The organism is Roseibium salinum (assembly GCF_026240905.1).
Classification (GTDB): Bacteria; Pseudomonadota; Alphaproteobacteria; order Rhizobiales; family Stappiaceae; genus Roseibium; species Roseibium salinum.
Window position 1 is genome coordinate 22,896 of the sequence record NZ_JAPEVI010000002.1, and the last position, 25,500, is coordinate 48,395.

A 25,500-nucleotide genomic window follows, 5' to 3' on the forward strand; every position below is an offset into this window, starting at 1 on the left:
GTCAGACCCTTTCCTGCTGCTGGTGAATGCTGCCGCGCTCACAGTCGCCGAGATAAAGCGTGAAGCTGCGGGTGCGGCGTTCGGTAGCAAAGCGCGCCATCATCGAGCCGATCGCACGGGAGGCGAATGGCACCTCTTGAAGCCGGTCTATCGGAACGGCCTCGAGATCCGAGGACGGTGCAACAGTAGAGGCGGTCGCGAGGAGATAGGCGAAATGAACCGCCCGCTCCTTGCTGTCGAAAACCGAATAGACCGGCCCCAACTCGGCGCTTGCCCCACGGTTGACCAGTTCCACGGCGAGCGTGCTGCGCAGCGAAGCGTGATCGGGAACGGTGACCTCCGGCGGCCGGTAGCCGTCCGCCGTGCGCTCCAGAAGCACCGCATCACGATGCTGGACGATCGCTCCGGCGCGGTTGACGCGGGCTTCGGGATCATGGGCGCGCCGTTCGAGCCCGAGGCTGAAGAACCGGCCCTCCGCATAGCCGAGGCCCCGCCCGTCTCCTTCGTGGAACCCGGCGACCCGGCCGATCAGAATGGCATGGTCACCCGCTGCAACGATTTCATGGGTTTCGCAGGAAAACCGGGCGATCGCACCGGATATGAAAGGGACGCCATGGCAATCCGTCTCATAAGGAGTTTTGGCGAAGCGATCGCCCTTGTAGCCGGCAAAGGTGCTGGCGACATTCTCCTGGCCCTCGGCCAACACGCTGACGGCGAAATGGCGGCACTGCGCGAAGGCTTCATAGCTCGACAGAAATTTCCCCGGGCAGACCAGGAGAAGAGGCGGGTCGAGCGAGACGGATGTGAAGGAATTCGCGGTGAAGCCGAGCGACCGGCCCTGCCGGTCGACTGTGGTGACCACGGTCACGCCGGTCATGTAGCGGCCGAAAGCTTTGCGCAGGGCGCGGGGATCGACGGCATTCATGTCAGGCACCTTGCGGCGAAAGCGGCAATCACGGCGTTCACCTCCTGTGCATGGGTCATGGGCATCATGTGGGCGGCCCCTTCGACGATCTGCGCGGCGCCCTTCGGCGCGAGAGCGGCCATTTGCTCCGACATCTTGGGCGTGGAATTCGGCTCCCGCGAGCCGGTCATGAATAGTGCGGGACTGGCGAGGCGGCCGAGGTCGGTATCGCTCGGCCCGTCCTCCTGAGCAAAGACGCGATAGGCCGCGCGGTATCCGGCGGGATCAACCCCGGTCAGCCATCTGCGGCAGGCCGCCCGTGCGGGCAAGGGGTCCGTGCCGAACCATCGGGTGAGGGTCGCCTCCGGATCGGCGGTTGACCTGCCATCGAGGCTGTCCGCACGCTGCATGACCGCTTGTCTCGCCGCCTCGGTGCGCCGATGGATGGCGTTGAGGGCAACGACACCGCGCACCCTGTCGGGAAAGCGTATGGCCAGATCGAGCGCGATCATCGCCCCCATCGAATGGCCGATCACAACGCAGGGCCGCGTGGCACAAGCCGCCAGGGCGTCGGTATAGGCGGACAGGCGCTCCGCCCGCCCGGGCAGGACGCTGCCGCCGTGGCCGGGCAGATCCGGGGCACGGACCTCGAAGCGGTCGCTGAAAGCATCGATCTGCGCACCCCAGGCCTCGGCCCTCAGGCCCACCCCGTGCAAAAACAGCAGAAGCGGCCCCTCGCCTGCCTCGACGAAGGCAACTCCCGCCTCTTCAGACCGCGGCCGGGTTGTCCACGTCATGACCCAACTCCTTCAGATCCTGATAGCGGTCGCCGATCCGGTGGTGCGGCCGTCCCGTCGTGGCGCCGCCCAGGACGACCACGATTTCATCGGCTCGCGGCGCATCGGGAATGGCGAACTGGATGGTCAGATAATGGGAGCGGCGCCCGGCATCGTTCTTGTCCATCAGGGGCACCATGATCGGCGCATTGGCCGGGCCCCTGGTGTTGGTGAAGGAGAGATAGGATTTTGCCGCCACGGCTTCCCGGTAGTGGTTACCGAAGCGCAGGGTGTGGATCAGGCCGGAGGCATGCTCGACCTCGCCGTCGAGACCGACGACCGCCGCCTTGCCATAGGCCTCGATCCGGTCGCCGCCGCCGGCCAGGGCAATCATCCGCGCCGTCAGCATTTCGCCGAGGACCGGGCCATAGGCGTAGATCTCGGGTTTCAGGTCCTCCACGAACCGTCCGGCCCACGGGTTCCTGACCACGGCGGCCACCGCGAACATGCGCCATGGCGTCGCCGCAGGGCGAAAGCCCTCGATCAGGGTCTCTTCGTCGAATGTCACGATTTTCCGGATGTCCGGCTGCATGTTTTCCTCCCTCCCTGAACCGACCTTGCATTCCGGTATGCGGCGGGTGGACATTTTCGACAAACGAATGTTCTTATGCCTCAGCTATAAGTTCTACTAATGGGTCGCTTGCGCATGTCGAAATCCCTGCCGCCACTCAACTGGTTCCGCGCCTTCGAGGCTGCGGCCCGGCGCCTCAGCTTTACCGCTGCGGGCGAGGAAATCGGCATGACGCAATCGGCCGTCAGCCAGCAGATCCGCGCGCTGGAAACTCGTCTCGGCACCACGCTTTTCATCCGCCAGGCACGCGGTCTGGCCCTGACCGACGCGGGGCGGAACCTTCTGCCCCAGGTCGAGGCCGCGCTCGAGACCCTTGCCAGGGCGACCGGCCGTTTCGAAATCGGCGAACATGACGAACAACTGACCATTGCAGCCTCCATCAGCATGATCGACTGGGTGATCGTTCCGGCATTGCCGGCCTTTCAGGCGGACCACCCGGACCTTGCGATCCGCTTCATCAGCGCGGTCTGGTCGGACGAGTTCGCGGTCACCCATGCGGACGTGCAGATCCGGTTCGGTTCGGCAAAACAGGCCGGTCCGGGTGCCCGGCAACTGCTCCCGAACCGGCTGGTGGCATTGAAATCTCCGGACCTTGCAGGCGGCATCGGAGAGTTGCCGCTGATCGAAACCATCGGCACGACCGGCGGGTGGGCGGCCTGGGGCCGGTCAGCCGGCATCAGCGGACTGAGGCCGTCGCTCTTTGCGGATTCCTATGGTCTTGCACTGCGCATGGCGAAACAGGGCCTGGGAATTGCCCTGGCCAGTTCGATCCTCGTGGGGCGCGAGCTTGCAAACGGCGACCTCCTGCAGGCGCACGACGTGACGATTGAAGGCAAGGAAGGTTATTTTCTGCGCCACAACGACACGACCTCCTCGGCACGCGCGTTCGTGGACTGGCTCCACGCGCAGTTGTCCCCTTCTGAAGCCGGATAAGCCGCGCGCCCTCGCCGACAGCGCGAACAAAATTCATATAGTGAAATCTGAAGCTTACGGCTACCTCCGCACAACCGGCAAGGAGAGGTGGCGGTTGCAGAATCAGGGAGGTATTCGGCGCGGCGATCGAGATTTCGTCCCGGTACGCCAAGTTCCGTTGAATTGATTTATCTAAAGAAGAATATTTATCGTCATTGACCAATTTACGGAATATTCACACTATCAATACGGATCAGGACGAAGTTGCCGCGACGGTTTGCCCGCAGCAATTATCGCAATCGGCAACAACGTCCTGGCCTGTTCGGAAAATCGGAAATTCTATCGGCAAGCAAGATGCTTGAAGGCTGTATTTCTGTCTTTCTGAACGGCCGCAACCGCCAAGTGCCGCAGAGTTATTTTTCTGTCTCACCGCGGTAGCGGCCGATATCACCGGATGGCCATGTGCCTCCGGCACGAAGCAGGAAGATGCCGGTCGCAATTTCGTCGCGGCATTGACAACCGGGACCTGACTACCGGCGCCTCATGCACTCGAGGAGACGGCCTGGTCAACAACCCGGTCAATTGAAACCGAAACAGCGCCTTGTTTGCAACGTCAGTTCCACCGACGCAGAAGATTGGTGGTTTGGCGACAGGAAAGGTGCGTCCAAACCAAGGAGTACTACCATGTCACGCGGTCGTCAAAACCAGGCTCAAGGCCAACTCGAAGCCCAGGGCCAGCTCCAGGGCCAAGCTGAACTTCAGGCACAGTTGCAGGGGCAGGGCCAGGGCCAGGGCCAAGGCCAGTCTGAACACCAGGGCCAGGGCCAGGGACAGCACCAGGGACAGAGCCAGTATGCCGGTCAGTCCGCCACTCAGGCTGCCGTCCAGGATCTGCACTCTTCATCCTGGAACGGCAATGCCAATGGCAACGGCAATGCCAACGGAAATCTGAATGGCAACGGCAATGCCAACGGCAACCTGAACGGCAACGCCAATATCAACGCCAACGAGAACACGGTCGATAATGAACTCGACAATGATGTCGATAACGACGTCGAAAATACAGTCGAAAGCAAAGTCGATACCGAAGTCAATACCAAAGTGGACACCGATATCGACGTGAGCGTCGACCTTGATCTCGATTCCCTGCCCAGCGACAGCGATTTCATCGACGTCGAAGACATGGGCATCGAATGCATCGAGGATTCGGTGGCGCAGGTTGATGCGGTCGTCCAGACGGCGACCAACGGCAACAACTTCAACCTCGACCAGATCAACAACATGGCCGACAACGACTACCAGGGCTTTGCCAATGTGTCGTTCGACGGCGGCCAGGCCGGCTATGGCCTGGTCGGTGATATCGGCCTTGGCAATGATGATCTGGGCGGCGGTTTCGTTCAGGCCGCATCCGCTACCGGCGGCGCATCCAGTGCCAACCACGCAACCGCGAGCATTGGCGATGACGGCACGAACGAAGGTGTCGGTTCTGCAACCGCGGACGGCATCATCAACCAGGAAGCCTTCACGCAGAACATCGTGATGGGTGCCAACGTCCAGTACAACAACAGCGAAATCGTGGGCGGCAACCAGTCGGTCTACGACGACAGCGACTCCGTATAACCGGATCAATACCGCCGGCTCGCGCAATCACTTTGCGCGGGCCGGTCGTTGTTGTGCGCGTATCGAGGAAGTACAGGGTTGCGCCCGTTTCGTGGCAAGACCTGGCCGCTTCCCGCCGCAACCAACCCCAGGAACGGGGAAGGAAGCCACGATGTTGCATTCAGGCGTTACCGAACTGATCTGGCACTTTGCCGGCTACCTGCACCTCACGGACGAAGTTGCCCGTGCGCGGGAGCTATACGAGGACATGAACGCCGCCCAGGCTGCGTCGGAATATGAACCCGGTAGCCCGGTTGAAGACCAGGATATCGATGACCTGGACGAACTCGGTTCGGGCAGAGGCGACGTGCACTGGCCGGTCTTCGATCAGGCCGTGCACCTGTCAGCGGCCAATGAGTTGCGGAACGTGGCCGGCGACGTCCAGCCGGCCGATTTCGCCCTTGGCTCGATTTCCCGTTTTCACCGGGTGCCGAACGCGGATTTCCAGATCGACATGACCGGCGCCGGCCGGGACACCAGCCTCAGGCGCCAGGAAGGCGGCGACGAGACCAATGTCGACGTCGATCAGATCAATTTTCTCAGCGACAACGACCGTTTTGGCGTGAGATTCGGTCTCACAACCGAAGAGGTTGCCGGAATCGACATCGCCGCTGAAATCAGTTCCTTGCGCGGCCTTGCCGCAAGCGCGGGAGCCGAGGAGCTATTCCCCTCGATGAGTGGAAGCATCCCGGACGTCGCGTCAAGCGTGGTTGAGATGCAGACAGACAGTGCTGCCTCCGGAGAGGCGCCGGCACATCTGGAGTTCGGCGTTTACGTGGACGGGATCCTGCAAACAGGCGGGCCCGAAGCGGATCCGGAGACCGAAGAGCCTGTGGGTCAGGAAGACGACGCGCGCCGCGACGGCGCTCCCCGCCCCTCCCCGGCCAGCCAGACGACTGGCAACCGGGCGATCCCGGTTCGCAGGCGGCCGAGCTCGGCAGCAACACAGCCTATAACGGCGCCGTCATCGTGGATTTCGACGAAGCCTGCGGAACGTTCGTTGTCCTGGGCAACTCGTACCGGACCAATGCCGTTGTCCAGACCAATGTCTATTCCGACAGCGATCACGTCAGAATTGGAGGAAACGGGCCGGAGGCCTTTGTTGCCCTCAACCAGAACGAGGCCACGAATACGGCGGAGCTCTCGCAAGAAGCGCTGCTCGACGGGGTTGTCGACTATCGTGGCCTCACCGGGTTCCACTGGAATATCGATATTTCCTACGGGAACTACTACGACGTCAAAACCCTGTATCAGGAAAACACCCTCTATTCGAACGACATCGTGTGCCAGACAACGACCGGTGCCTACTATCGGGTGATGGTCGACGCCAATGGGCAATCAAACACCGTACAGGTGGAAGATTTCGGCAACAGCTATGACCTGATCGTTGTCCTGGGGAACTACCACGCCGGCAATTTCATCCATCAGACGAACATCCTGCTCGACAATGACTGGATGACCATGACCGCTCCCGGCGAGGGCGGCGCCCAGACGATCTATGGCGGTCAGAACCAGCTCTCGAACGAAGCCGCCATCTCCTATTACGGCCTGGACGGGTATGCCGGCGTATCGTCCGACTTCGAAGCCTTCATCCGGAGCCTGGAGACGCGGGATGATATCCCGCCCGAGGAATGGTGGTCCTATTCCGGATCGGGCTCGACGGAAATGAATGTGCTGTTCGTGACCGGTGACTATTACGACATCAACTACATCCGTCAGCTCAATCTCGTCGCGGACGCCGATGCGGCGATGCAGATCGCAGGCAACGGCACGGACCAGTTCGTTTCGACGGGCGGAAACACCGCAACAAACTTCGCCACCATCATCGATGTCGGGGCCTATGGCGATCAGTATGTCGGCGGTGAGGCCTATGAGGACTGGACACTGGTCCAGACCAACATCATCAGCGCCGAAGACGATGAGGTGATTTACGGAGATTCCAGTGAGCTGGCCAGCGAAGTCGTCGCCTTCGCCTACGCCGGCGAAGAGGAGGAGGGCCAGGTGGATGCCGGGGTGATGCCGATGTCCTCAGGCGGCGACGAACTCGGCCACTTAATGGCCTGAATGCATAATTTTTTGAAGACTTTTTGAGCGTGTACCCGTCTGCCGGTGAAACAAGGCGAAAACGACGGGTGGGGAGAGTTTCGATGAGGTTTGGCGAGCAGAATGCCGGCCCGAATACCGTTGACAACAGTCGGGCCGAAACCGGAACCGTGGGCCCCCTTCCCGCTGGAGGGGACACAATTATTCAAACACGTGTCGGCCGCATGCGTGAGCATGACGAAGCGATGGCGCGCCCGGCCGGGAACGGCAATGTCGCCATTGCCACGGCCGCACTGCAGCCCGATATCGCTCCATCCGGAGAGACCGGAGCGCCGGACGCTCAAGCCGGGCAGAACGACGCCGAACCGGCGCAAGACGCTACAACTCGCCGCGACGGGCAGGCCGAGAACCCGGCGATCGCCGAATTTGTCGAGACCAATGAGGCAATCCGGTCGATGATCGAGGTGGTCGAGGCGGAGCAGTCTCTGCTGTGGGTCTCCAGCCCGGCCTCGGCAAGGAATGCAAGCGCTCCGAAACTTCGCGTCGTGGACGGCGAAAGTGCGGCCGATGCCGAGGATCCGGCCGAACAGAACCGGATCGTCAATCTGGAAGCAAAGGCAGCGCCGGATGCCCGTGTCGACCCGGCCCGGCCCGTCAAGGATCAGCCCTTACCGCAGATCCCCCCTCGCGTTCGGACAAGAGTTCGGATCAGCCCTCACGATCCCTTCGCCAGGCGGATGCCGGGGGCGGACAGGGATCGGGCACCGGTGGCGGGTCGGGTGGCCGCGGTGGCGGCGGCGGTAGCGGACCGGGTGGCGGCAGGCCGGCCGCCAATCCCAACCTCGGCAAGCGCTACTACGATCAGAACTTTCGCGATGTCCTGACCAAGGGCCTCGCCGGGTGCCGCCGCGGCCTCGTAACGGTCGCGATCTTTTCCTTTTTCGTCAACGCGCTGGTGCTGAGCATTCCCATCTACCTGTTCCAGATTTCGGACCGGGTCTTGACCAGCCGGAGCACCGACACGCTGATCATGCTGTCGGCGCTGGTCGTCGGTTTCCTGCTCATCCATGTTCTGCTGGACATGGTTCGGCGCGTCCTTCTGATGCGCATTGCCGTCGAAACGGAGACGCGGCTCGGTCCCTCTGTCCTCAGCGCAGCCGCAAGGGCTTCCCAGAACGGCTCAAACCGCGAATATCAGACTCTCGGCGACCTGCAGCACCTGCGCAATTTCATCACCGGGCCGGTTTTGCTGACCATTTTCGACATTCCAATCATTCCGATCTATCTGCTGGCGGTTTACCTCATTCATCCGCAATTGGGCTTCATAGTTACCTGCACGGGCGGTCTCCTGCTGGTGATTGCACTTGTAAACCAGAAGCTGACGGCAGTTCCTTTCGGCCAGGCCAACGCCTATGGCACGCGGGCGAACCTCCAGGCCGACGCCATGTCGCGCAATGCGCAGGTGATCAACGCCATGGGCATGATTCCCGAAGGGGTCCAGATCTGGGGACGCGAGACATTGGAGTCGCTGAAAGCCCAGGTGATTGCCCAGGACCGCAACGTGCTGATGTCGTCCCTGTCCAAGTTCATCCGCCTGTGCACGCAGATCGGCATGCTCGGCTGGGGAGCATGGCTTGCGCTGAACAGCGAGTTGACGGGCGGCATGCTTATCGCGGCATCGATTGTCGGCAGCCGTGCTCTGGCTCCGATCGAAGGCGCCATCGAGGGCTGGCGGGGTTTCATCCAGGCCCGCTCTTCCTTTGCCCGCATAAAGACGCTGCTGCTGAATTCGCCCCTCAACCTGGAACGCCTGCGCCTGCCCCGTGCACAAGGACGGGTGACGGTGGAGCGCGTGCTCTATGTCCCGCCGCCGACGAAGAAAGTGATCCTGAACGGCGTCTCCTTCCATCTGGAGCCGGGCGAGTCGCTGGCCATCGTCGGTGCTTCCGGTTCGGGCAAATCGACCCTGGGCCGGATGCTGGTCGGCTCGATCGTGCCGACTGCGGGCAATGTCCGCCTCGATCATATGGATCTTCGCAACTGGGACCCGCGCCAGTTCGGCGAGAGCGTCGGCTACCTGCCGCAGGACGTGCAGCTGTTCCCTGCGACGATCAAGGCCAACATCGCCCGCATGCGCGAGGACGCCACGGATGAGCAGATCTACGATGCCGCCGATACCGCCGATGTTCACGAAATGATTTCCCAGTTCGCAACGGGCTATGAAACCATGATCGGCGTCGACGGAGCTCCGCTCTCCGGCGGCCAGAAGCAGAGGATCGGTCTTGCCAGGGCCTTTTTCGGCGACCCGCGCATGGTCGTGCTGGACGAGCCGAATTCGAATCTCGACGTGCCGGGCGAGCGCGCGCTTGCCCGTGCGCTGACGCGGGCCAAGGCCAAGGAAATCACAGTTATCGCAATCACGCAGCGTCCGAGCCTGCTCAGGAATGTCGACAGGATCATGCTGTTGAAGGACGGCACGGTCCAGGCGCTCGGACCGCGCGACGAGATGATGCAGGTGCTGCGGAACGGTGGCGCAGTGGAAGGCGGAGGCGCGAGCCTTCCGCCGCAATAAAGGCACGGTTGGACCGAAATGAAGCTGTTTCGGGTTCTATTGCAGGAGCATTGAGATCATGTCCTATCTGGCACTAAGCGATGAATGGGACCGCCGGATTGCCAGGGCGAACCGCAAGGCGAGGCTCTTCGGTTACGGCCTGCTCGTGTGCTGCGTCTTCGGGTTCGGCATCTGGGCCAACGCCGCCCCGATCACCGGTGCCATCGTCGGCTCGGGCGTGTTCGTGGCCACCGGCGAAAACAAGACCGTCCAGCATTTCGAAGGCGGCGTCATCAAGGAGATCAAGGTGCGCGAGGGGGACCATGTGGTCCCGGGCCAATCCCTCGTCGTGTTGGATGACGTCGCGCCGCGCGCCGAATTGCGGCGCTTCGAACTGCGACAGGCCCGCCTGGAGGCGATGGAAGCCCGGTTCCAGGCGGAAATGAACTGGCAGCCGGAAATCAACATGCCGGAAGACCTGGTTCAGCGACGCGGGAACGATCCGGAAATCGCGTCGATCATCGACGCCCAGAGCCTGACGTTTCAGGCGCGCAGGAACACGCTGATCAGTGAGATCGCAACCCTTGAAGACGGTATAAACGCGCTCAAGGAGCGGATTGGCGGCAGCAGGATACAGCTCCAGTCGGTCAGGGATCAGCTTGCCTTGATCGATGAGGAGCTGGTCGACAAATCGGCCCTCCTGGACAGCGGTCTGATCCGCAAGCCCGAGCTTCTTGCCCTGCGCCGTTCAAAGGCCAGCCTGCAAGGCGAAATCGGCCGCCTGACCGGTGAGATCGGTGATGCCCGCGAGCGGATCGCCCGTATCCGGGAGCAGATCGAAGTGGCGCGCAATACGGCGACCAAGCAGGCGGTGGACCAGCTGCATGAGGTCCACGCCGAACTGGACGACGTGCGCGAGCGGGTGCGCACAGCCCGGGCCATTGTCGGGCGCGTCAATATAACCGCTCCCGTTGCGGGCATCGTGGTGAAACTGCGCTACCACACCTCGGGAGGCGTGATCGAGGCAGGCAAAAGCGTTCTGGAGATCGTTCCGGTCCAGGAAGAAATGCTCATCGAGGTTCCGGTTCGCCCGCAGGATATCGACAGCGTGCAGAAGGGTCAGCGCGCGACCGTGCGGCTGACCGCGCTGAGTCAGCGCGTCACGCCCATGGTCGATGGAACCGTAATTTATATTTCCGCCGATGCCCTGCCGAATGACAAGTCCGGTCAGCAACAATCCGGAGCGCCGGATGCCTATGTCGCCCGTGTCCGTCTGGACCGCTCGGCCCGCGACCTCGTACGCGACTTCACGCCGACACCCGGCATGCCGGCCGAGGTCTACATCACGACAGCTGAACGGACGTTCTTTGAGTATCTGACCGAACCGGTCCGCGATTCCATGACGCGGGCCTTCCGGGAGCCATGAAGATGCCAGGAAGGTCACGCACGAGCCGCTGTCCGGTGTTGTCGAAACGAATGGCCGTTCCGCGTGCCGGCAAATCGAACGGAGGCAAATGCGCTGGCCTGTACTTTGGACCGTCCGGGGAAATGCCAATAATATGTTCTATCTTCATTGATATAAATCAGCATACAGACAACAACGACTATAACGCGATGTCACTAGTGCATGTAAAATGCCAGCATCCAATCCCGGTAATCTACGATTGCCGCGGCCCCCTCTGACACACGACCCTCTTTGCGGGTCCCAGAACAAGAAAGGCGTTGGAGACGCTCGAAACGTGAGTAGGAGTATTTATTATGTCCATTTTATCGGAAAAATACTTTTGGAATGAAGCTGCAGCGTATGAGTTCGTAGAAGCTCAGATGTGGCCCAAGGGGCCTGTCTGCCCTCATTGCGGAACGTGCGACAATATTCGCAAGCTCAATGGCGCAACGACGCGGATCGGCACCTATAAATGTTACCACTGCCACCGCCCGTTCACCGTCAAGATCGGGACGATCTTCGAAGCGAGCCGGCTGCCCATGCATGTCTGGTTGCAGTCCATCTATCTGATTGCGCAGTCGGACTCCCTCATGCCGGTGAGGGAACTGGAACAGGCCCTGGGGATTTCGGCGAAAACGGCCAAGGTGATTGCCCACCGCCTGCACAAGGCAATGCTCGTTTCGCAGCCGCGCAAGTCGGGCACGAAAGCCGGTCCGAAATCCTGCATTCCGTCTGCGGGCAGGAAACCCGGCCAGCTTGAAGAGGCACCCCCGCAGCGTCGCCTGCCGGCGATCCGAGACTTTTTCTCATCCATGGGGGCATCGTGACGAAAGGCGGCAAGGACGACCGGAAACAGGAAAAGGCGGACGGCAAACCGCAGCCGCAGGAGAGCGACGCGCCCGTCCCCGACAGCGGGGATCACGGAACGGACCAATACGAGACGTTCCTCGATCAGGCGAAAGAGCTTGACGACGCGGCCGCCGAAAACAGGTTTCAGTCCGTGTTGCGCCGGATCCTGCCGGTTCGCAGGAAACCGCGGAAGTAGATGACCCGCTGGCCGGCAGCACACCGGCCAGCGGGTCATCGATTACATGGTGCCGCGCCGAATATCGGCCGCTCGAAATAGTCCGACCAAAGAGCATGGATATCGCTGTCATCCAGGGCGGGAAGCAAACCGGCCGCATCCTCTTCCACAGTCGCGGTGGCGGCAGTGGATCCCTGCCCCTGTGCCATCAGGACAGAATAGAGCGTGGCCGCATTCCGGCACCCCTGCTCGAAATCGCCGTGACTGTCGGCGCTCAGAAGGCAGGCCTCCTCGCCGATGAGCTCCCCGGGAAGTCCGGTAATATCCCGCCATGCGGCGGCCTGAACGATGCCAAGGGCTTCCGAACCGATCGATTGCACGCGGCGCTGCGCTATCAGAGTGATGAGCATCGTCAGGAAGCCGACCATATAGGCATCGAGCCACTGATCGTCGGCGATGTCGCCATTGGTGAAGCGCGTACGGTCCACGAGTGGACGAATACTTGTCACCGCGGCCTTTCGGGCCCGCCACGTTTTCCAGAATTCCAGCATGACATTCGCTTGTGTCACCGAGAGCTCAAATTGACCCTGGAAGGATACCATTTTCAGTATCAGGCCGGGAGAATAAAGACGTTCCCGGGCTCCTGTTTACCTCCAAGACGGGCCCTTAAGAACACCTTTGCCCGGAACCAAAGTCATGCGTTGGTACCGGCACAGCGCAAATCTTGGAAAATCTTCGAGCTGGCCCGCCGTCTGCGCTGGTCAACCACTGCTCACCTGAAGTCAGCATGCGCTCTCCGGACGAAGCCTCGTCCAATGTTGACGTCCCTCAATCCTTTCCGCCGGTTTCGAACCGGATCACATCAAGGGTAATACCCAAGCCAGAAAAGTGCGAGAACGCCATGCCCCACCTTCCGCAAAGCCCGGACTTCGCCAGCATCGACGCAGTCGCGTCGACGACCGCAGAACAGCGGACGACCGTCCTGGCTCTGATCGGCAACCTGGTGTTCAGTTGGTCGAACAACGAGAGCCTGTTCATCTATCTTCTCGCCATCCTGCTGCAGACGGACGAGGTTTCGGCAGCCGTCGTGTTCAGCACGCTGAATACCACACGGGCGCGCCTCGACGTCATCCAGCGTCTCGCCCGCGTCAAGGTCCAGGACGCCACGGTGGCAAAGGAGCTGGACAGCCTGATCCGGCGCTTCAACAAGGCCAGCCGGGTACGCAACGAGTTCAATCACTGCCTTTATTCACTTGGGCCAAATGGTGAAATCGCCCAGACGCAATCCATGAAGCTGCAAGAGGTGAAGGGGCAGTTGAAGTGGGGTGAGATCAAACCCATGGACGAGTTGCGCATGAAACAGATGGTCAAGGCGATCCAGGACCTCAAAACACTCAATCGCGACATCTGGACGTTCCTGCCGAGGCTCGAGCAGGCCTGCGCAAAAGGAAAGCCGGCTCAACGGGACGTATAAAGTGCTGTTGTCGCGCCTTGGATCACGGTCCTTGAAACGATGACGAATGCTGCTGCGGCAGCACAGACGACGGCGGCGACCAGTTCTGATCAAGATAACGGCCGTCGAACTGCGCAAAGAGCGCTGCCTGCTCCTCGTCAACGATTTCAACTTCGCCATGACGGATGTGAAACAGATTGGTCTCGCGCAGATAGCGCAGCACGCGGTTGAGATGTGCCGGTGTCAGGCCGAGCGCATCGGCGATCTGGCTTTGACTGAGCGGGCAAGCGTAGATGCTCCCGGAGCATTTGCCGATCAGTTGAAGACGGGCCTTGAGTTCGAGGAAAAAATGCGCGACCCGCTCGGCACCCGGACGCCGGCCGACGCTGGCGAGACGTTCTACAAGCAGAGCCTCGTCTCGCGAACCCGACCAGAGAATGCCGGCAGCAACGCGGGGCGTTTCGTCGAGCAAGTCAAGCAGCGTATTTGAATCGAGCTCGTGAACCGCGGACACGTTGAGCAAGGAGCCCCTCAGGTCTGCGCTGCGCAGCATCAGACCACGCAAGCCGACAATATCGCCCGGCACCGCAATGTCGACGATCTGGCGCGCGCCGTTCGCGAGCATACTGAACGTGAAAGCCCAGCCTTCGGCGACAAGAAACGCCTTCTGCCGGCCGGACTGCCTGAAACGCAACTCCTCACCCTTTTCCAGTATTTTGGGTCTTCCAAGGACACGCGCGAATGCGGCAAATTCATTGGGCGGAATAGTGGAGAAAGCGTCGAGCTTTCTTTTGAAATTGGCAATAGTATGCATTGTCTGCTCTCCAACCGATGTAATAAAACCGAAAGAGCAACAAACAAGTTCCCGCGGCCCGTGGACATTTCCGAAAAGCCGGAATTGTCATCGATCGACGCGAGAATGATCAACCGTCGTCATGTAAAGCTACATGAGAACAGTCCAATGCGGACCTTCTGAACCAGAAAGGCGGATTGGATCGTAACGTTGCACTTTTTGTCCTACACACACCATACGGCCGCTGCACCCGTAAGCACTTCGAGCTCAGAAACCGCAATTTCAATTTTTTATTTTGTTCATGAATAAACTCATGACTTGGAAAGCATAGCATATTTACTGACAATTGTATCAAATACGGCGATCAGGGCAGCCACTTTGTGTTTCACGGGTTATGTTATTCGACCCCGATGACGTAAGGTTCTGCTCATTGACCTTGCGTCCGCTCGTTTCCAGGCCTGCGCGCCATGTGCCCGGCGACGCGCGCTGACAGAAGATGGCACCTGCCTGCGCAGGTATTGGAACCACCAAAAAGAAAGACCGACAACCGGATGTGTGGTTGTCGGTCGAGTTCCGGACGCTGTTGCCTGCAGGGCCTGGGCAGGGCGCCTGGATGCCCCGCCCTTCCTCCGTTCAGGAGATCACGAAATAGCCGTCCGGATTGTCCTGAAGGTCATTCACGTCAACATTGTTGAGCGTCACCGTGTCGCCGTGACCGAGATCGATCACGGTATCGGCGCCCACCTGGGTTGCCCTTGCGGCGACATCGGCCGGCGACGATATGCCGGTATCGTTGATGTTTGTGGAGATTTGCAACATGTCCCCGGCTTCGAAATCCATGACCGCATCGTGACCGCCGCCGCCGGTGAACACGAATACATCACTGCCGCTGCCTCCGAACATAACGTCATGGCCGGCGCCGCCGTCCAGGATGTCCGTGCCGTCACTGCCGAAGAGAATGTCATGACCGTCGCCGCCGGCAAGGTAGTCGTTACCCTCGCCGCCCATAAGGCTATCGTGGCCCTTGTCGCCTGAGAGCACGTCGTCACCGCCTTCGCCAAATACCACGTCGTGACCTTTGCCGCCGGACAGGACGTCATCGCCGTCGCCTCCGAAGAGGGTATCGCGCCCGCCGTTTCCGAAGAGGACATCGTCGCCCTCCAAGCCGAATATGAAGTCGTGAGATTGGGTGCCTTCCAGGAAGTCCTGAAAGGCACTGCCTTCTATTGTTGCCATGTAACTGTCCCGCTGTTCATTGGAGGGGTGTGGTCCGGCACCGTTGGCTGGTCGTGACCGTGGAGCGCGCCGCCTCTGCGGCAGCGCACAATATACACTATAGAATTTCTCCAGATAATGGAGTCCAAATTGTGTTCATTTCAGTAAAAAACGAAGACTATTAAATTCGTTACAAGTTATTTTCGCATGCATTGCTTAAAATATACTTCGAATTTTGAGTTATTTTAGCTCGCCATTTGACCCCTGCACGTCCGAAAAGGCAGCAAGAATGGCAGTCAGGCGACAGCGGCTGCATTCGGGCAGGCCCGCAAGTGAGCGTATTCCGGTTATCGAGTTGTTGCAGGCGCAGTTCGGCAGCATGCGTGCCGTCAGCCCGTCACTGATGCCGCACCACATAGACCGACTGCCTGGCGTGGCGGACCACCCGGGCGGCGTTCGGGCCGAGCAGGTAGTCGCTGAGCTCCGGCCGATGGGCCCCGAGCACGATGAGGTCGCAGTTCAGATTGTCCGCGGCCTTCATGATCTCGCTGTAGATGGTGCCATGGACGATATGGCCCTTGACGCTTTCGGGATCCGCCGCGTGTTCGGAAAGGAAATTCTTCAGCGCCTGCCTTGCCCGGTCAAGGACCTTTCCTTCCTCGCCGGGCAGGAAATAGGACCCGACGATCGGCATGGAATAGGTGGGTACCACGGTCACCACGTGAAGCTCGTCCTTTCGAAGGCCCGCCAGCTCTTCGGCTGATTTCAGAAGCCCTTTCGCGTCTTCGGGTTCGGCGATGTCGAGCGATACGAGGATTCTTCCAGGCATTGGTGTTCTCCTGCTTTGGAGCGAGATGCGTTTAGAATGCGGGCACTGTCTGACGGCGGCGCTGCATCAGCACCACGAGGCCGAGAAGCAGGAGTGCGGGAATGTAGAACACTTCCTTGGCAATCCGTTCCGCAGGCAACTGGATCTTGGAGACCACCACGCTTTCGTCGCCGTAGTAATCATAGCCCTTGAGCTGAGGGAAATAGGGAGTTCCGGCAAGGGGTTCTTCCAGGATCATTTTGTCCCCGTCCTCCATCGCCATCAGGCCGACATTGAAGAGACGATCGGTCCCTTCGGCTTTCGGGCCGAGTTCAACGACCAGCGTCAGATCCCTGATCTTGTCGGGGTTGTCGAAATCAGGCCCTGAAACGACCATCCGGAGCGTCCCCCCGTCCTCGACCTCACCTGCCAGTTCAATGAGCTCGGTTCCCGGCCGGTCGACAAATGGCGGCTGGACGTAATCGAGCCAGAAGCCGGGACGGAACAGCGTGAAGGCGACCAGGAGCAAGGCAACCGTCTCCCAGATCCGGCTTCGCGCCAGGAAATAACCTTGCGTCGCGGCGGCAAAGAGCATCATTGCGGTCACCCCGACAATGAAAATGAAAACCGCCTTCGCCGGGCCGACGTCAATCAGCAGCAGCTCGGTATTGAAGATGAACAGGAAGGGCAGGAGAGCCGTGCGGATATCGTAGGCGAAGCCCTGGATCCCGGTGCGGATCGGATCGCCTCCCGATATCGCGGCGGCGGCAAAGGCCGCCAGGCCCACCGGAGGCGTGTCGTCGGCCAGAATGCCGAAGTAGAACACGAAGAGATGAACGGCAACGAGCGGCACGATTAACCCGTTCTGGGCCCCCACCGCCACGATCACCGGTGCCATGAGGGATGAGACCACGATATAGTTGGCCGTCGTCGGTAGCCCCATGCCCAGGATCAGGCTCATGACCGCCACGAGCAACAGCATGACCATGATGCTTCCGCCGGACAGAAATTCCACGAATTCACCGACCACCTGGTGAAGACCGGTCAGCGACACCGTGCCCACAATGACGCCTGCTGCGCCCGTCGCGACACCGATGCCGATCATGCTGCGGGCTCCGGCGATCATGCCCTGGACGAAGTCGTGTCCACCCTGCTTCCAGGCATTGCCCATGTCACCGCTTGCCCGAAAGAGTGCCTTAAGGGGCCGCTGGGTCAGCACGATCACAAGCATGGCGATGGTTGCCCAATAGGCGGAGGTGGTCGGCGAAAGCCGCTCGATGAGAATGCACCAGATCAGAACGACGATGGGCAATATGAAGTGGAAGCCGGTGACGGCGACATCCCAGGCCCGCGGCAATTCCTCAAGCGGGGCGTTCGGGTCGTCCATTTCCAGTTCGGGGTGCCGCGACGCCAGGCCGATCAGGAAAACGTAGGCGGCAAGGAAAATGACGGAGGCAACCGTGAAGGTGAGGTTCGGAAAAGCCACCTTGATCCAGCCGAGACCGTAATAAACCACTGCGGCAAGGATGCACATGGCGAGGAAACCGAACAGAACCCCGGAGAGGCGTTGAGCGATGGTTGCGGTAATCGTCGGGCGTTTCATGCCCTGCAACCCGAGTTTCAGCGCTTCCAGGTGAACGATATAGACAAGCGCGATGTAGGAAATGACCGCAGGCAGGAAGGCGTGCTTGATAAGTTCGGGATAGGATATGCCGGTGAATTCGGAAATCAGAAAGGCGGCGGCGCCCATGACGGGTGGAGTGAGCTGGCCGTTGGTGGAGGATGCGACTTCCACGGCGCCCGCCTTTTCCGCCTTGAAGCCGGTGCGTTTCATCAGCGGGATCGTAAACGTGCCGGTTGTCACCACGTTGGCGATGGACGAACCTGAGTAGAGACCGGAAAGCGCCGAGGCGACGACGGCCGCCTTGGCCGGCCCGCCGCGCAAGTGGCCCAGCAGCGCGAAGGCAAGCTTGATGAAATAGTTGCCCGCGCCGGCTTTCTCCAGGAGGGAGCCGAAAAGCACGAACAGGAAAATCATGGATGCGGAAACGCCGAGGGCAACGCCGAAAACCCCCTCGGACTGCATCCAGAAATGCCACATGGCCTTGCCAAGGGACGCCCCCTCCACTGGATCGCATCCGGCATGAAGTCGACGTGGCCGAAAAAGACATAGAACACAAAGACCGAGGCCACGATTACCAGCGGCAGTCCGAGCGACCGGTAGACCGCAAGGGCGAGACTTGTCATGCCGATGATGGAAATGATGATGTCGGAAGTCGTCGGCAGGCCGGCCCGGTTGGCGATGCTTTCCTTGAAGAAAAACAGGTAAAGACAGGACGAGACCCCGAGAATGGCGAGGATCCAGTCGTAGAACGGCACCCGGTCGCGGGGAGCCGATTTGAACAGCGGATAGGCCAGGCTGGCCAGCGCGAGTGCAAAGGCCAGATGGAACTGGCGGGCCTCCTGGTTGTTGAAGACCACGTTGACGCCAAGCAGTTCCGTCAGAACGTAGGGAATGTTGGAGGCGATATAAAGCTGGAAACCGGACCAGACGAACGCGAGCGCGAGAATGAACGTGCCGGCGGTTCCGGCGGCCGATCGCGCGCCGGTTTCGACCTCGGCAACCATCATATCCACATCGACGTCCTTGTTTCGCCGAGTGTCGTTTTCAGCAGACATGCTTCGTCCCTCCACCTGCACCCGGCAATTCAGAGTGCGTTGCCCCTCGTGGCCGGGTTATTCGCCCGGCTGCAGCCTTTTCCGGAGAAGGCCGCTTGTCATTGTTTTTGGATGATAGAAACAAAATGCCGGGCAGGAGAACCCCGCCCGGCGAAATCGGCGTGGATTACATCCAGCCGCGTTCGGTATAGTACTTCTCGGCACCCGGATGAAGCGGAGCGGACAGGCCGTCCTTGATCATCTCTTCTTCCTTCAGGTTGGCGAAGGCAGGATGCAGTTTCGTGAAGGCGTCGAAGTTGTCGAACACGGCCTTGACCACCGTATAGACGACCTCGTCGGAGACGTCCGCGGAGGTAATGAAGGTTGCGCCGACACCGAAGGTGGTCACGTCTTCATCAGTGCCCTTGTACGTGCCTGCCGGAATGGTGGCGATGCGGTAGTACGGGTTTTCCTCGACCAGCTTGTCGATCGGCTCGCCCGCGACCGATACGAGTTCAACGTCGCAGGTGGTCGCCGCTTCCGTGATCGCCGCAGCCGGGTGACCGATGGTGTAGATCATGGCGTCGATCTTGCCGTCGCAGAGCGCCTGGGCCATTTCGGAGCCCTTCAGTTCCGCAGCCAGGGCAAAGTCATCCATGGTCATGCCAAAAGCGTCCATGACAACTTCCATCGTGGCGCGCTGGCCGGAGCCGGGGTTGCCGACATTGACCTTTTTGCCCTTGAGATCTTCAAAACCGGAAATGCCGGTTTCCTTGCGGGCGACAAGCGTAAACGGCTCGGGATGAACGGAGAAGACAGCCCGTTCCTTTTCGAAAGGCCCCTGCTCTTCGAACTTGGAGGTGCCGTGATAGGCGTGATGCTGCCAATCGGACTGGGCAACGCCGAATTCCAGTTCACCTGCACGTACGGTGTTGATATTGTAGACGGAGCCTCCGGTGGATTCCGCGGAGCAGCGGATGCCGTGTTCCTTGCGGTCCTTGTTGACCAGACGGCAGATCGCGCCGCCGGTCGGGTAGTACACGCCGGTAACGCCGCCGGTTCCGATCGAAATGAATTCCTCGGCGCCCGCAACGGACGTTGTAAGGCCGAGTGCCAATGCCCCGGCGATTGCAGTTTGCTTGAACTTCATAGTGGTTTCCCCTGTTCTTTGCAGTGGCGACGGTTGCAGTCCAGTCGCCATTAAACACAACCATGACTGGCAGTGAAAGTCCTTAGATGCGATCATGTTGCCGCACGCTGTCTCCGGTTATAACCTCCTCTTGTTCATGTTCTGCCGGTTGATCCGATCGCTGCATCGACTGCAGCGCCGAGACGGTCGACGATCGCCTCGATATCTCCCTTCGTTGAGATGAAGGGAGGAGCTATCAGGACGTGATCTCCCTCACGCCCGTCGATCGTGCCCCCCATGGGATAGACCATGAGGCCACGGTCCATGGCCTCCCGCTTGATATGTGCGTTGACCTTGAGCACAGGATCGAACGGTGCCTTTGTTTCCTTGTTTTCAACAAGTTCGATGGCCTGGAACAATCCCCGGCCGCGGATATCCCCGACATTGGCGTTCTGGCCGAAGCGCTTTGCCAGGCCGTCGGCGAGGTGCTCGCCCATGGCAACGACATTCGCCAGGAGACCGTCCCGGCGAATGACCTCCTGCACGGCAAGACCCGCGGCGGCGGCCATGGGATGGCCCATATAGGTGTGGCCGTGCTGGAAAAAGCCGGATCCCTGTTCAAAGGCCTCGAAGATCCTGCCGCTCAGCAGCACGGCGCCGATCGGCTGGTAGCCGCCACCCAGTCCCTTGGCGATGGTCATGAGATCCGGGCTGATGCCTTCCTGTTCGCACGCATGGAGGGTGCCGGTGCGGCCCATGCCGCACATGACCTCGTCAAGGATCAGAAGGACGCCGTAACGGTCGCAGATCTCCCGGATCTTTCGGAAATAGCCGGGTGCCGGCGGCACCGCGCCGCTGGTCGCGCCGACCACCGGCTCGGCAATGAAGGCCATGACCAGGTCTTCGCCGAGTTCCAGGATCTTCTCCTCCAGTTCCCGGGCCGCGCGCTCACCATACTCCTCTGCCGTTTCCCCTTCATGTTGATGGCGGTAGGCATAGCAGGGCGAAATGTGATGGGTCTCGATCAGCAGCGGCCTGAATTGCGTGCGGCGCCATTCGTTGCCGCCGGCCGCCAGGGCCCCCAGCGTGTTGCCGTGATAGCTCTGACGCCGCGCAATCACGTGGCGGCGCCCGTGTTCGCCGGTTTCAACGAAATACTGGCGCGCCATCTTCAGGGCCGCTTCGACGGCTTCCGAACCGCCGCTGACCAGATAGACTTTTTCGAGGCCCGCAGGCGCATCCTCGATCAGCCGGTCGCCAAGCCGTTCCGCCACATCCGTCGTGAAGAAGCCGGTATGGGCATAGGCGATCGCGTCCAGTTGCTCATGAAGCGCCTTCAGGACGTCCGGGTGACTGTGGCCGAGACAGGAGACGGCAGCGCCGCCCGAGGCGTCGATATAGGCCTTACCCTCGCTGTCGTGAATGTAAATTCCCTCGCCGCGAACGGCGACGGGAAGCCTGGAATGAATGGCGCGGTGGAGAAGATGGGTCATCGGTCTTTTTTGGGTGATGCGGCGATTGGATAGGAGCGGGATGTGGCGTGGGTGCCGAGGCTGGCGTGGTAGGCGTCCACCTGCTTCAGGGCGTCCAGCGTCTCCTCGCCGCCATGACCGGCCACCAGGACGGCCAGGATTTCCGCAAGGGCGAAGGCCGGTGTCATCGTGTGATAGAAGGACGGGCTTTCCGTCGTGACGATGATGGTGGTGGCCGCGCGCTTGGCGAGCGGGGAGACGGGGCTGTCGGTCAGCGCAACGATCGGCACGCCCATGGAATCGGCATAGTCGGCAATATCGAGCGTCAGCCGGGTATAGGGCATGACGGTGACGGCAAAGATCACGTCTTCCTTGCCCGCAAACCGGATCCTGTCCGCTCCCGTGTTGGCGAGATCGTCCAGTATGAGTGCCTTGTCGCCGAGAAGGGAAAGGATGTAGTGGAGCTGCCAGGCAATCGGGTAGCTGGCCCTGAGCCCGACGCAGAACACGCGCCGTGCCCTGGCAATCAGCTTCGCCGCTTCCACCAGCTGCTGCAGGCGCTCCGGCGCGGACATGGCCTCGATCTGGCGTGACAAGGAAGCGACGATGTCCGCCGCCAGGGCCTGGTCGCCGGCGACATGCTGGAGGCGCCTTTGATCGCGCACCCTGCTGGCAAAACCGACGGCCGGATTGCGCATCTCTTCGGCGTAGGCGTCCCGGACGGCATCATAGCCGTCGAAGCCGAGCTGTTTTGCCAGCCGTGTCATGGTCGAGGGTTGAACGCCCGCACGGCGGGCCTGCTCGCGCATGGACAGCAGCGCCACGTCGCGGGGATTGTCGATCACGAACCGCGCAGCTTTGCCGACCTCCGCGGAAAATCCCTCGAAGGACGCGATGATCTGTGCTGCAAGCGGCGGCCGTTCCATTTTGCGGATCCTAGCGGCATTTTTGGATGTTGCAACATTTGTTTCAATATTGGTAATGAGACAACAAATGGATCATATTCAGGGCTTGAGAAATGACTGACGTGATGCCCCTGCCCGGCGTGGCAATCGCGGTCGCGCCCAATGGCGGACGCAAGACCAAGGCCGATCATCCGGCCATACCCCTCAGCCCGGGCGAGCTCGCAAAAACCGCACAAGCCTGCCTGGAAGCCGGTGCCGCGATGATCCACGCACATGTGCGCAAGGCCGACGGCAGCCATCTCCTCGATGCCGATGCCTATCGCGAAGTGATCAATGCGGTCCGGCAGGAAGTCGGCGACAGGCTGCTGATCCAGATCACCAGCGAGGCCCTGGGCATCTACAGTCCCGGCGAGCAGATCCGGGTGGTGAAGGCGACCCGCCCGGAAGCCGCCTCGCTCGCCTACCGGGAACTGGTTCCCTCCGAAGACGACCTTCCGGCCTTTCTCGAACTGCTCCACTGGATGAAAAGGGAAAAGGTACTGCCGCAGATCATTGTCTATGATCCGTTGGAGGCGGCGCGCCTCGCGGACCTGCGCGAGCGGGGCGATCTCCCTTACAAGGACATTCCGGTGCTTTACGTCCTGGGGCGCTACACGGCCTCCCAGACGTCAACGCCGGGCGACCTGCTGCCGTTTCTGGATGCCCGCCAGCCGCGTTTCTCCCACTGGACCGCCTGCGCCTTCGGGCGTTACGAGACGGCGTGCCTGACCGCGGCGGCGCTTCTGGGCGGGAACGTGCGCACGGGCTTTGAAAACAACACCGTGCTGCCCGATGGCCGGGAGGCGCCGGGAAACAAGGCGCTGGTCGCGAGCCTCGCCGCGTCGGTGAACAGCTGCGGCATCGGCCTCGCCGACGCGGATGCCCTGCGCGCAAAGATCACACGGTCTCTCGGATAGACCCGACGCATCAGCGGCGGCACACGGAACACGTGAAGACGGATCGCGCGGCAGATGCCGCGCGATCCGTATGTGTCATCACATCTTAGGCAGGAGCACCGTGTCGATGACGTGGATCACGCCGTTCGACTGGTCGACATCGGCGATCGTCACTGTGGCCGTGTTGCCGTTTTCGTCCTCGATCATGATCGCGTCGCCCTCATACTTGGCGGTAAAGGTGCAGCCGCCGACGGTCTTGACCGGATGTGCGCCGTTGTCGTCGTCCACCATCGTCTTGATGTCACTGGACATGGCTTCGGCACCCACGACGTGGCAGGTCAGGATCTTGGCGAGCTGGTCCTTGTTCTCCGGCTTCAGCAGCGTTTCCACCGTGCCTTCCGGCAGCTTCTCAAAGGCGGCGTTGGTCGGTGCCAGAACCGTGAAAGGACCGTCTCCCTGGAGCGTTTCGACCAGTCCCGCTGCCTTGACCGCGGCAACCAGCGTGGTGTGGTCCTTCGAATTGACGGCATTCTCGACAATGTTCTTGTCCGCATACATCGCCGCGCCGCCGACCATCGGGTTATCGGCACTGGCGGGTCCGGCGAGCATGGCGAGCGCGGCGGCGCCGGAAAGGAACGATACGGTCAGTGTGCGTTTGAACATTCTGTGTCTCCTCAAATTGCGTTCCGTTTACGTGGAACGAGAGAAGACACGAGCGGTCGAACGGGAAAGTTTCAGCCGCCGCTGAATTTTTTTAGATCTTGTTGAGATTGCCGAGTGCCACCACCGGTCCGGTCGGCTGCCCAGTGGGCGATCCGCCTTCGGGTTCCAGGCTGACGGCCAGGGCGGCATCTTCTTTCGCCAGCAGCTCGCGATGCGGCCGTTGCACCGACACATCCACGCTCGCACCCACCGGAATGACGCCCAACGACACAGGGGCCCCGCCGTCGATCACCCAGAGTTCGAAGTCGCGGCCCGATGCCCGCGCCCCGGACACGTGCGACAGGCCGACACGGCTGTGCACCGGGTCGTAGACCGCAACATAGTGGACGTCACTGTCCTGTGCGGCCAGCGACGCCACGAGCTGGTCCGCGGGCGCATCCGGCGGCGTCCACATCGTGGTGACGGCGACATAAACCACCAGCGCCGCGAGCGAGGCGGCCGCAAGGCCGCGCCAGAAGGCGAGGCTGTCCCAAAGGCCGGGCCGGGCCTGTTGTTCGCCGCGGCCAAACAGCCTCTGATCGAGTGACGCCTTGAGCGAAGCGGGCGGCGTGACTTCGGCAAACTCCTCCGACAGCGGAGAAAACCGCTGTTCCCACGTCTCGACAAGCCGGGCGAAATCCGCGTCGGTTTCGATCCTGCGTGCCGCGGCAAGCCGTTCTTCCGCCGGAAGCACGCCGAGAACGTATTCGGCGGCAACCATATCGTCGCCTCCGGGCTCCCGTTTGTTTTCGTCCACCGGCGTCATCGCTCGAGACATTCCCTCAGTTTCACCAGGCTGCGGCGCAGCCAGGTCCGCATCGTGTTGAGCGGCACCTCATGCCGTTCGGAGAGCTCGGCATAGCTCATACCATCAAGATAGGCGCCGCGGATTGCGGCCGCCCGCGTATTCTCCAGTTCATCGAGACAGCCGTCGATCTGTGCCTTCTGGCTGCCCGCAAGCGCAAGGGTTTCCGGACCGGGCGCCGGATCGGCGACGCTCTGCGCATCGTCCAGGTCAACTGCGGACACGCGGCGCGCTCTCAGCCGGTCGATCGCGTGATTGCGTGCGACGGCTGCAAGCCAGGAGATCGGGCTCAGGTCGGAGACGGAAAAGCGGTCGGCCTTGGTCCAGATCTTCAGGAACACCTCCTGCAGGGCTTCCTCCGCTTCCGCACGATCATTCAAGACACGAAGGCAGACGCCGAATAGTTTCGCACTGGTGCGATTGTAAAGCTGATCGAATGCGGCGCGATCCTTCATCGCGATCCGTGCGATCATTCTACCTAGGTCATCCGGCGTCATAAATGTCCTATTAGCACGTCCGAGCGAATTCCTGTCATCTTCGTTCCAAGACGCACGTCTTGACCCGGCGACAAATCATCAGGGGTGCGTCACTATATGAGGCAGCCCGAAGGAATTCAAAGAGGGGTTGGGGCAGTTTCCGGAGTGCTATGGGCCGGCGAGGGTTCGGCCAGCCTGTAAACTT

Annotated in this window: 24 protein-coding genes and 1 pseudogene; 10 read left to right on the top strand and 15 right to left on the bottom strand. The window is 61.0% G+C overall.

Annotated features, from left to right (window positions below; translation table 11 throughout):
* Position 1 precedes the first annotated feature (1 nt).
* Genes ON753_RS02485 through ON753_RS02495 form a run of 3 tightly spaced genes read right to left on the bottom strand, consistent with a single transcriptional unit; the run spans position 2 to position 2,272 of the window.
* A complete protein-coding gene (locus tag ON753_RS02485) occupies positions 2–925 on the bottom strand; it encodes a flavin reductase family protein (protein WP_265960976.1) in 924 nt (307 codons plus the stop codon).
* Entirely contained in the window at positions 922–1,701 is a 780-nt protein-coding gene (locus ON753_RS02490; protein ID WP_265960977.1) for an alpha/beta fold hydrolase, read from the bottom strand. Before ON753_RS02490 ends, ON753_RS02485 begins: the two co-directional genes overlap by 4 nt.
* Complete coding sequence (locus ON753_RS02495) at positions 1,673–2,272, bottom strand: amino acid synthesis family protein (protein ID WP_265960978.1); 600 nt, start codon at positions 2,270–2,272, stop codon at positions 1,673–1,675. The genes ON753_RS02490 and ON753_RS02495 overlap by 29 nt, the downstream gene beginning before the upstream one ends.
* A gap of 114 nt (positions 2,273–2,386) precedes the next feature.
* On the opposite strand from ON753_RS02495, the gene ON753_RS02500 reads away from it, so the two are divergent.
* The 8 genes and pseudogenes from ON753_RS02500 (at position 2,387) to ON753_RS02535 (ending at position 11,965) form a co-directional block, all read left to right on the top strand.
* Positions 2,387–3,244: a LysR family transcriptional regulator gene (locus ON753_RS02500; protein ID WP_265960979.1), complete on the top strand. Its 858-nt coding sequence runs from the start codon at positions 2,387–2,389 to the stop codon at positions 3,242–3,244.
* Between the two features lie 561 nt (positions 3,245–3,805).
* Positions 3,806–4,843 carry a hypothetical protein gene (locus ON753_RS02505; RefSeq protein WP_265960980.1) on the top strand — a complete coding sequence of 346 codons (1,038 nt, stop codon included), beginning with the start codon at positions 3,806–3,808 and terminating at the stop codon, positions 4,841–4,843.
* Positions 4,844–5,851: 1,008 nt separating this feature from the next.
* The gene (locus ON753_RS02510) at positions 5,852–6,946 is read left to right on the top strand and encodes a hypothetical protein (protein ID WP_265960981.1); all 1,095 of its coding nucleotides are present in this window, start codon (positions 5,852–5,854) and stop codon (positions 6,944–6,946) included.
* Between the two features lie 203 nt (positions 6,947–7,149).
* Positions 7,150–7,809, top strand: a complete 660-nt coding sequence (locus ON753_RS02515) for a hypothetical protein (protein ID WP_265961354.1) — start codon at positions 7,150–7,152, stop codon at positions 7,807–7,809.
* Positions 7,770–9,497, top strand: a pseudogene (locus ON753_RS02520) (type I secretion system permease/ATPase); the annotation flags it as partial. The gene ON753_RS02515 and the pseudogene ON753_RS02520, both read left to right, overlap by 40 nt.
* Before the next feature lie 58 nt (positions 9,498–9,555).
* On the top strand, positions 9,556–10,902 hold the full coding sequence (locus ON753_RS02525; RefSeq protein WP_265960983.1) for an HlyD family type I secretion periplasmic adaptor subunit: 1,347 nt from the start codon (positions 9,556–9,558) through the stop codon (positions 10,900–10,902).
* A gap of 332 nt (positions 10,903–11,234) precedes the next feature.
* Positions 11,235–11,747 carry a transposase gene (locus ON753_RS02530; protein WP_265960984.1) on the top strand — a complete coding sequence of 171 codons (513 nt, stop codon included), beginning with the start codon at positions 11,235–11,237 and terminating at the stop codon, positions 11,745–11,747.
* Positions 11,744–11,965, top strand: a complete 222-nt coding sequence (locus tag ON753_RS02535) for a hypothetical protein (protein WP_265960985.1) — start codon at positions 11,744–11,746, stop codon at positions 11,963–11,965. Before ON753_RS02530 ends, ON753_RS02535 begins: the two co-directional genes overlap by 4 nt.
* A 35-nt stretch (positions 11,966–12,000) precedes the next feature.
* Here the strand turns inward: ON753_RS02535 and ON753_RS02540 are convergent, their stop codons facing one another.
* Positions 12,001–12,453 carry a hypothetical protein gene (locus ON753_RS02540; RefSeq protein WP_265960986.1) on the bottom strand — a complete coding sequence of 151 codons (453 nt, stop codon included), beginning with the start codon at positions 12,451–12,453 and terminating at the stop codon, positions 12,001–12,003.
* 392 nt (positions 12,454–12,845) lie between these two features.
* Between ON753_RS02540 and ON753_RS02545 the strand changes: the two genes are divergently transcribed.
* On the top strand, positions 12,846–13,418 hold the full coding sequence (locus ON753_RS02545; RefSeq protein WP_265960987.1) for a hypothetical protein: 573 nt from the start codon (positions 12,846–12,848) through the stop codon (positions 13,416–13,418).
* Between the two features lie 22 nt (positions 13,419–13,440).
* Here the strand turns inward: ON753_RS02545 and ON753_RS02550 are convergent, their stop codons facing one another.
* The 8 genes from ON753_RS02550 to ON753_RS02580 all read right to left on the bottom strand — a co-directional run bounded on the left by ON753_RS02550 (position 13,441) and on the right by ON753_RS02580 (position 22,398).
* Positions 13,441–14,211 carry a Crp/Fnr family transcriptional regulator gene (locus ON753_RS02550; RefSeq protein WP_265960988.1) on the bottom strand — a complete coding sequence of 257 codons (771 nt, stop codon included), beginning with the start codon at positions 14,209–14,211 and terminating at the stop codon, positions 13,441–13,443.
* Between the two features lie 612 nt (positions 14,212–14,823).
* Positions 14,824–15,426 carry a calcium-binding protein gene (locus ON753_RS02555; RefSeq protein ID WP_265960989.1) on the bottom strand — a complete coding sequence of 201 codons (603 nt, stop codon included), beginning with the start codon at positions 15,424–15,426 and terminating at the stop codon, positions 14,824–14,826.
* 376 nt (positions 15,427–15,802) lie between these two features.
* On the bottom strand, positions 15,803–16,234 hold the full coding sequence (locus ON753_RS02560) for a universal stress protein (protein ID WP_265960990.1): 432 nt from the start codon (positions 16,232–16,234) through the stop codon (positions 15,803–15,805).
* A 31-nt stretch (positions 16,235–16,265) separates the two neighbouring features.
* Entirely contained in the window at positions 16,266–18,341 is a 2,076-nt protein-coding gene (locus tag ON753_RS02565) for a TRAP transporter permease (protein ID WP_323054666.1), read from the bottom strand.
* A complete protein-coding gene (locus ON753_RS26660) occupies positions 18,248–18,892 on the bottom strand; it encodes a hypothetical protein (RefSeq protein ID WP_323054667.1) in 645 nt (214 codons plus the stop codon). Before ON753_RS26660 ends, ON753_RS02565 begins: the two co-directional genes overlap by 94 nt.
* A gap of 166 nt (positions 18,893–19,058) precedes the next feature.
* Entirely contained in the window at positions 19,059–20,021 is a 963-nt protein-coding gene (locus ON753_RS02570) for a TAXI family TRAP transporter solute-binding subunit (protein WP_265960991.1), read from the bottom strand.
* Between the two features lie 134 nt (positions 20,022–20,155).
* Positions 20,156–21,493: an aspartate aminotransferase family protein gene (locus ON753_RS02575; protein WP_265960992.1), complete on the bottom strand. Its 1,338-nt coding sequence runs from the start codon at positions 21,491–21,493 to the stop codon at positions 20,156–20,158.
* Positions 21,490–22,398: a MurR/RpiR family transcriptional regulator gene (locus tag ON753_RS02580; RefSeq protein WP_265960993.1), complete on the bottom strand. Its 909-nt coding sequence runs from the start codon at positions 22,396–22,398 to the stop codon at positions 21,490–21,492. Before ON753_RS02580 ends, ON753_RS02575 begins: the two co-directional genes overlap by 4 nt.
* 92 nt (positions 22,399–22,490) lie before the next feature.
* On the opposite strand from ON753_RS02580, the gene ON753_RS02585 reads away from it, so the two are divergent.
* Positions 22,491–23,333 (top strand): beta-keto acid cleavage family enzyme, encoded by an 843-nt coding sequence (locus tag ON753_RS02585; protein ID WP_265960994.1) that lies wholly within the window; start codon positions 22,491–22,493, stop codon positions 23,331–23,333.
* A 78-nt stretch (positions 23,334–23,411) separates the two neighbouring features.
* Here ON753_RS02585 and ON753_RS02590 read toward each other — a convergent pair whose 3' ends face one another.
* From ON753_RS02590 to ON753_RS02600, 3 genes are all read right to left on the bottom strand, one after another.
* Entirely contained in the window at positions 23,412–23,975 is a 564-nt protein-coding gene (locus ON753_RS02590; protein ID WP_265960995.1) for a fasciclin domain-containing protein, read from the bottom strand.
* Positions 23,976–24,066: 91 nt separating this feature from the next.
* A complete protein-coding gene (locus ON753_RS02595) occupies positions 24,067–24,792 on the bottom strand; it encodes an anti-sigma factor (protein ID WP_265960996.1) in 726 nt (241 codons plus the stop codon).
* A complete protein-coding gene (locus tag ON753_RS02600; protein ID WP_265960997.1) occupies positions 24,777–25,316 on the bottom strand; it encodes a sigma-70 family RNA polymerase sigma factor in 540 nt (179 codons plus the stop codon). Before ON753_RS02600 ends, ON753_RS02595 begins: the two co-directional genes overlap by 16 nt.
* Between the last annotated feature and the right edge of the window lie 184 nt (positions 25,317–25,500).

Excerpts from the sequence above, each read along its gene's own strand:
- ON753_RS02525 (WP_265960983.1), top strand. The coding sequence starts at position 9,556 with ATGTCCTATCTGGCACTAAGCGATGAATGGGACCGCCGGATTGCCAGG.
- ON753_RS02485 (WP_265960976.1), bottom strand. The coding sequence starts at position 925 with ATGAATGCCGTCGATCCCCGCGCCCTGCGCAAAGCTTTCGGCCGCTAC.
- ON753_RS02600 (WP_265960997.1), bottom strand. The coding sequence starts at position 25,316 with ATGACGCCGGATGACCTAGGTAGAATGATCGCACGGATCGCGATGAAG.
- ON753_RS02545 (WP_265960987.1), top strand. The coding sequence starts at position 12,846 with ATGCCCCACCTTCCGCAAAGCCCGGACTTCGCCAGCATCGACGCAGTC.
- ON753_RS02595 (WP_265960996.1), bottom strand. The coding sequence starts at position 24,792 with ATGTCTCGAGCGATGACGCCGGTGGACGAAAACAAACGGGAGCCCGGA.
- ON753_RS02570 (WP_265960991.1), bottom strand. The coding sequence starts at position 20,021 with ATGAAGTTCAAGCAAACTGCAATCGCCGGGGCATTGGCACTCGGCCTT.
- ON753_RS02560 (WP_265960990.1), bottom strand. The coding sequence starts at position 16,234 with ATGCCTGGAAGAATCCTCGTATCGCTCGACATCGCCGAACCCGAAGAC.
- ON753_RS02555 (WP_265960989.1), bottom strand. The coding sequence starts at position 15,426 with ATGGCAACAATAGAAGGCAGTGCCTTTCAGGACTTCCTGGAAGGCACC.
- ON753_RS02490 (WP_265960977.1), bottom strand. The coding sequence starts at position 1,701 with ATGACGTGGACAACCCGGCCGCGGTCTGAAGAGGCGGGAGTTGCCTTC.
- ON753_RS02500 (WP_265960979.1), top strand. The coding sequence starts at position 2,387 with ATGTCGAAATCCCTGCCGCCACTCAACTGGTTCCGCGCCTTCGAGGCT.
- ON753_RS02495 (WP_265960978.1), bottom strand. The coding sequence starts at position 2,272 with ATGCAGCCGGACATCCGGAAAATCGTGACATTCGACGAAGAGACCCTG.
- ON753_RS02550 (WP_265960988.1), bottom strand. The coding sequence starts at position 14,211 with ATGCATACTATTGCCAATTTCAAAAGAAAGCTCGACGCTTTCTCCACT.
- ON753_RS02590 (WP_265960995.1), bottom strand. The coding sequence starts at position 23,975 with ATGTTCAAACGCACACTGACCGTATCGTTCCTTTCCGGCGCCGCCGCG.
- ON753_RS02530 (WP_265960984.1), top strand. The coding sequence starts at position 11,235 with ATGTCCATTTTATCGGAAAAATACTTTTGGAATGAAGCTGCAGCGTAT.
- ON753_RS02585 (WP_265960994.1), top strand. The coding sequence starts at position 22,491 with ATGACTGACGTGATGCCCCTGCCCGGCGTGGCAATCGCGGTCGCGCCC.
- ON753_RS26660 (WP_323054667.1), bottom strand. The coding sequence starts at position 18,892 with ATGTCTGCTGAAAACGACACTCGGCGAAACAAGGACGTCGATGTGGAT.
- ON753_RS02515 (WP_265961354.1), top strand. The coding sequence starts at position 7,150 with ATGCGTGAGCATGACGAAGCGATGGCGCGCCCGGCCGGGAACGGCAAT.
- ON753_RS02580 (WP_265960993.1), bottom strand. The coding sequence starts at position 22,398 with ATGGAACGGCCGCCGCTTGCAGCACAGATCATCGCGTCCTTCGAGGGA.
- ON753_RS02575 (WP_265960992.1), bottom strand. The coding sequence starts at position 21,493 with ATGACCCATCTTCTCCACCGCGCCATTCATTCCAGGCTTCCCGTCGCC.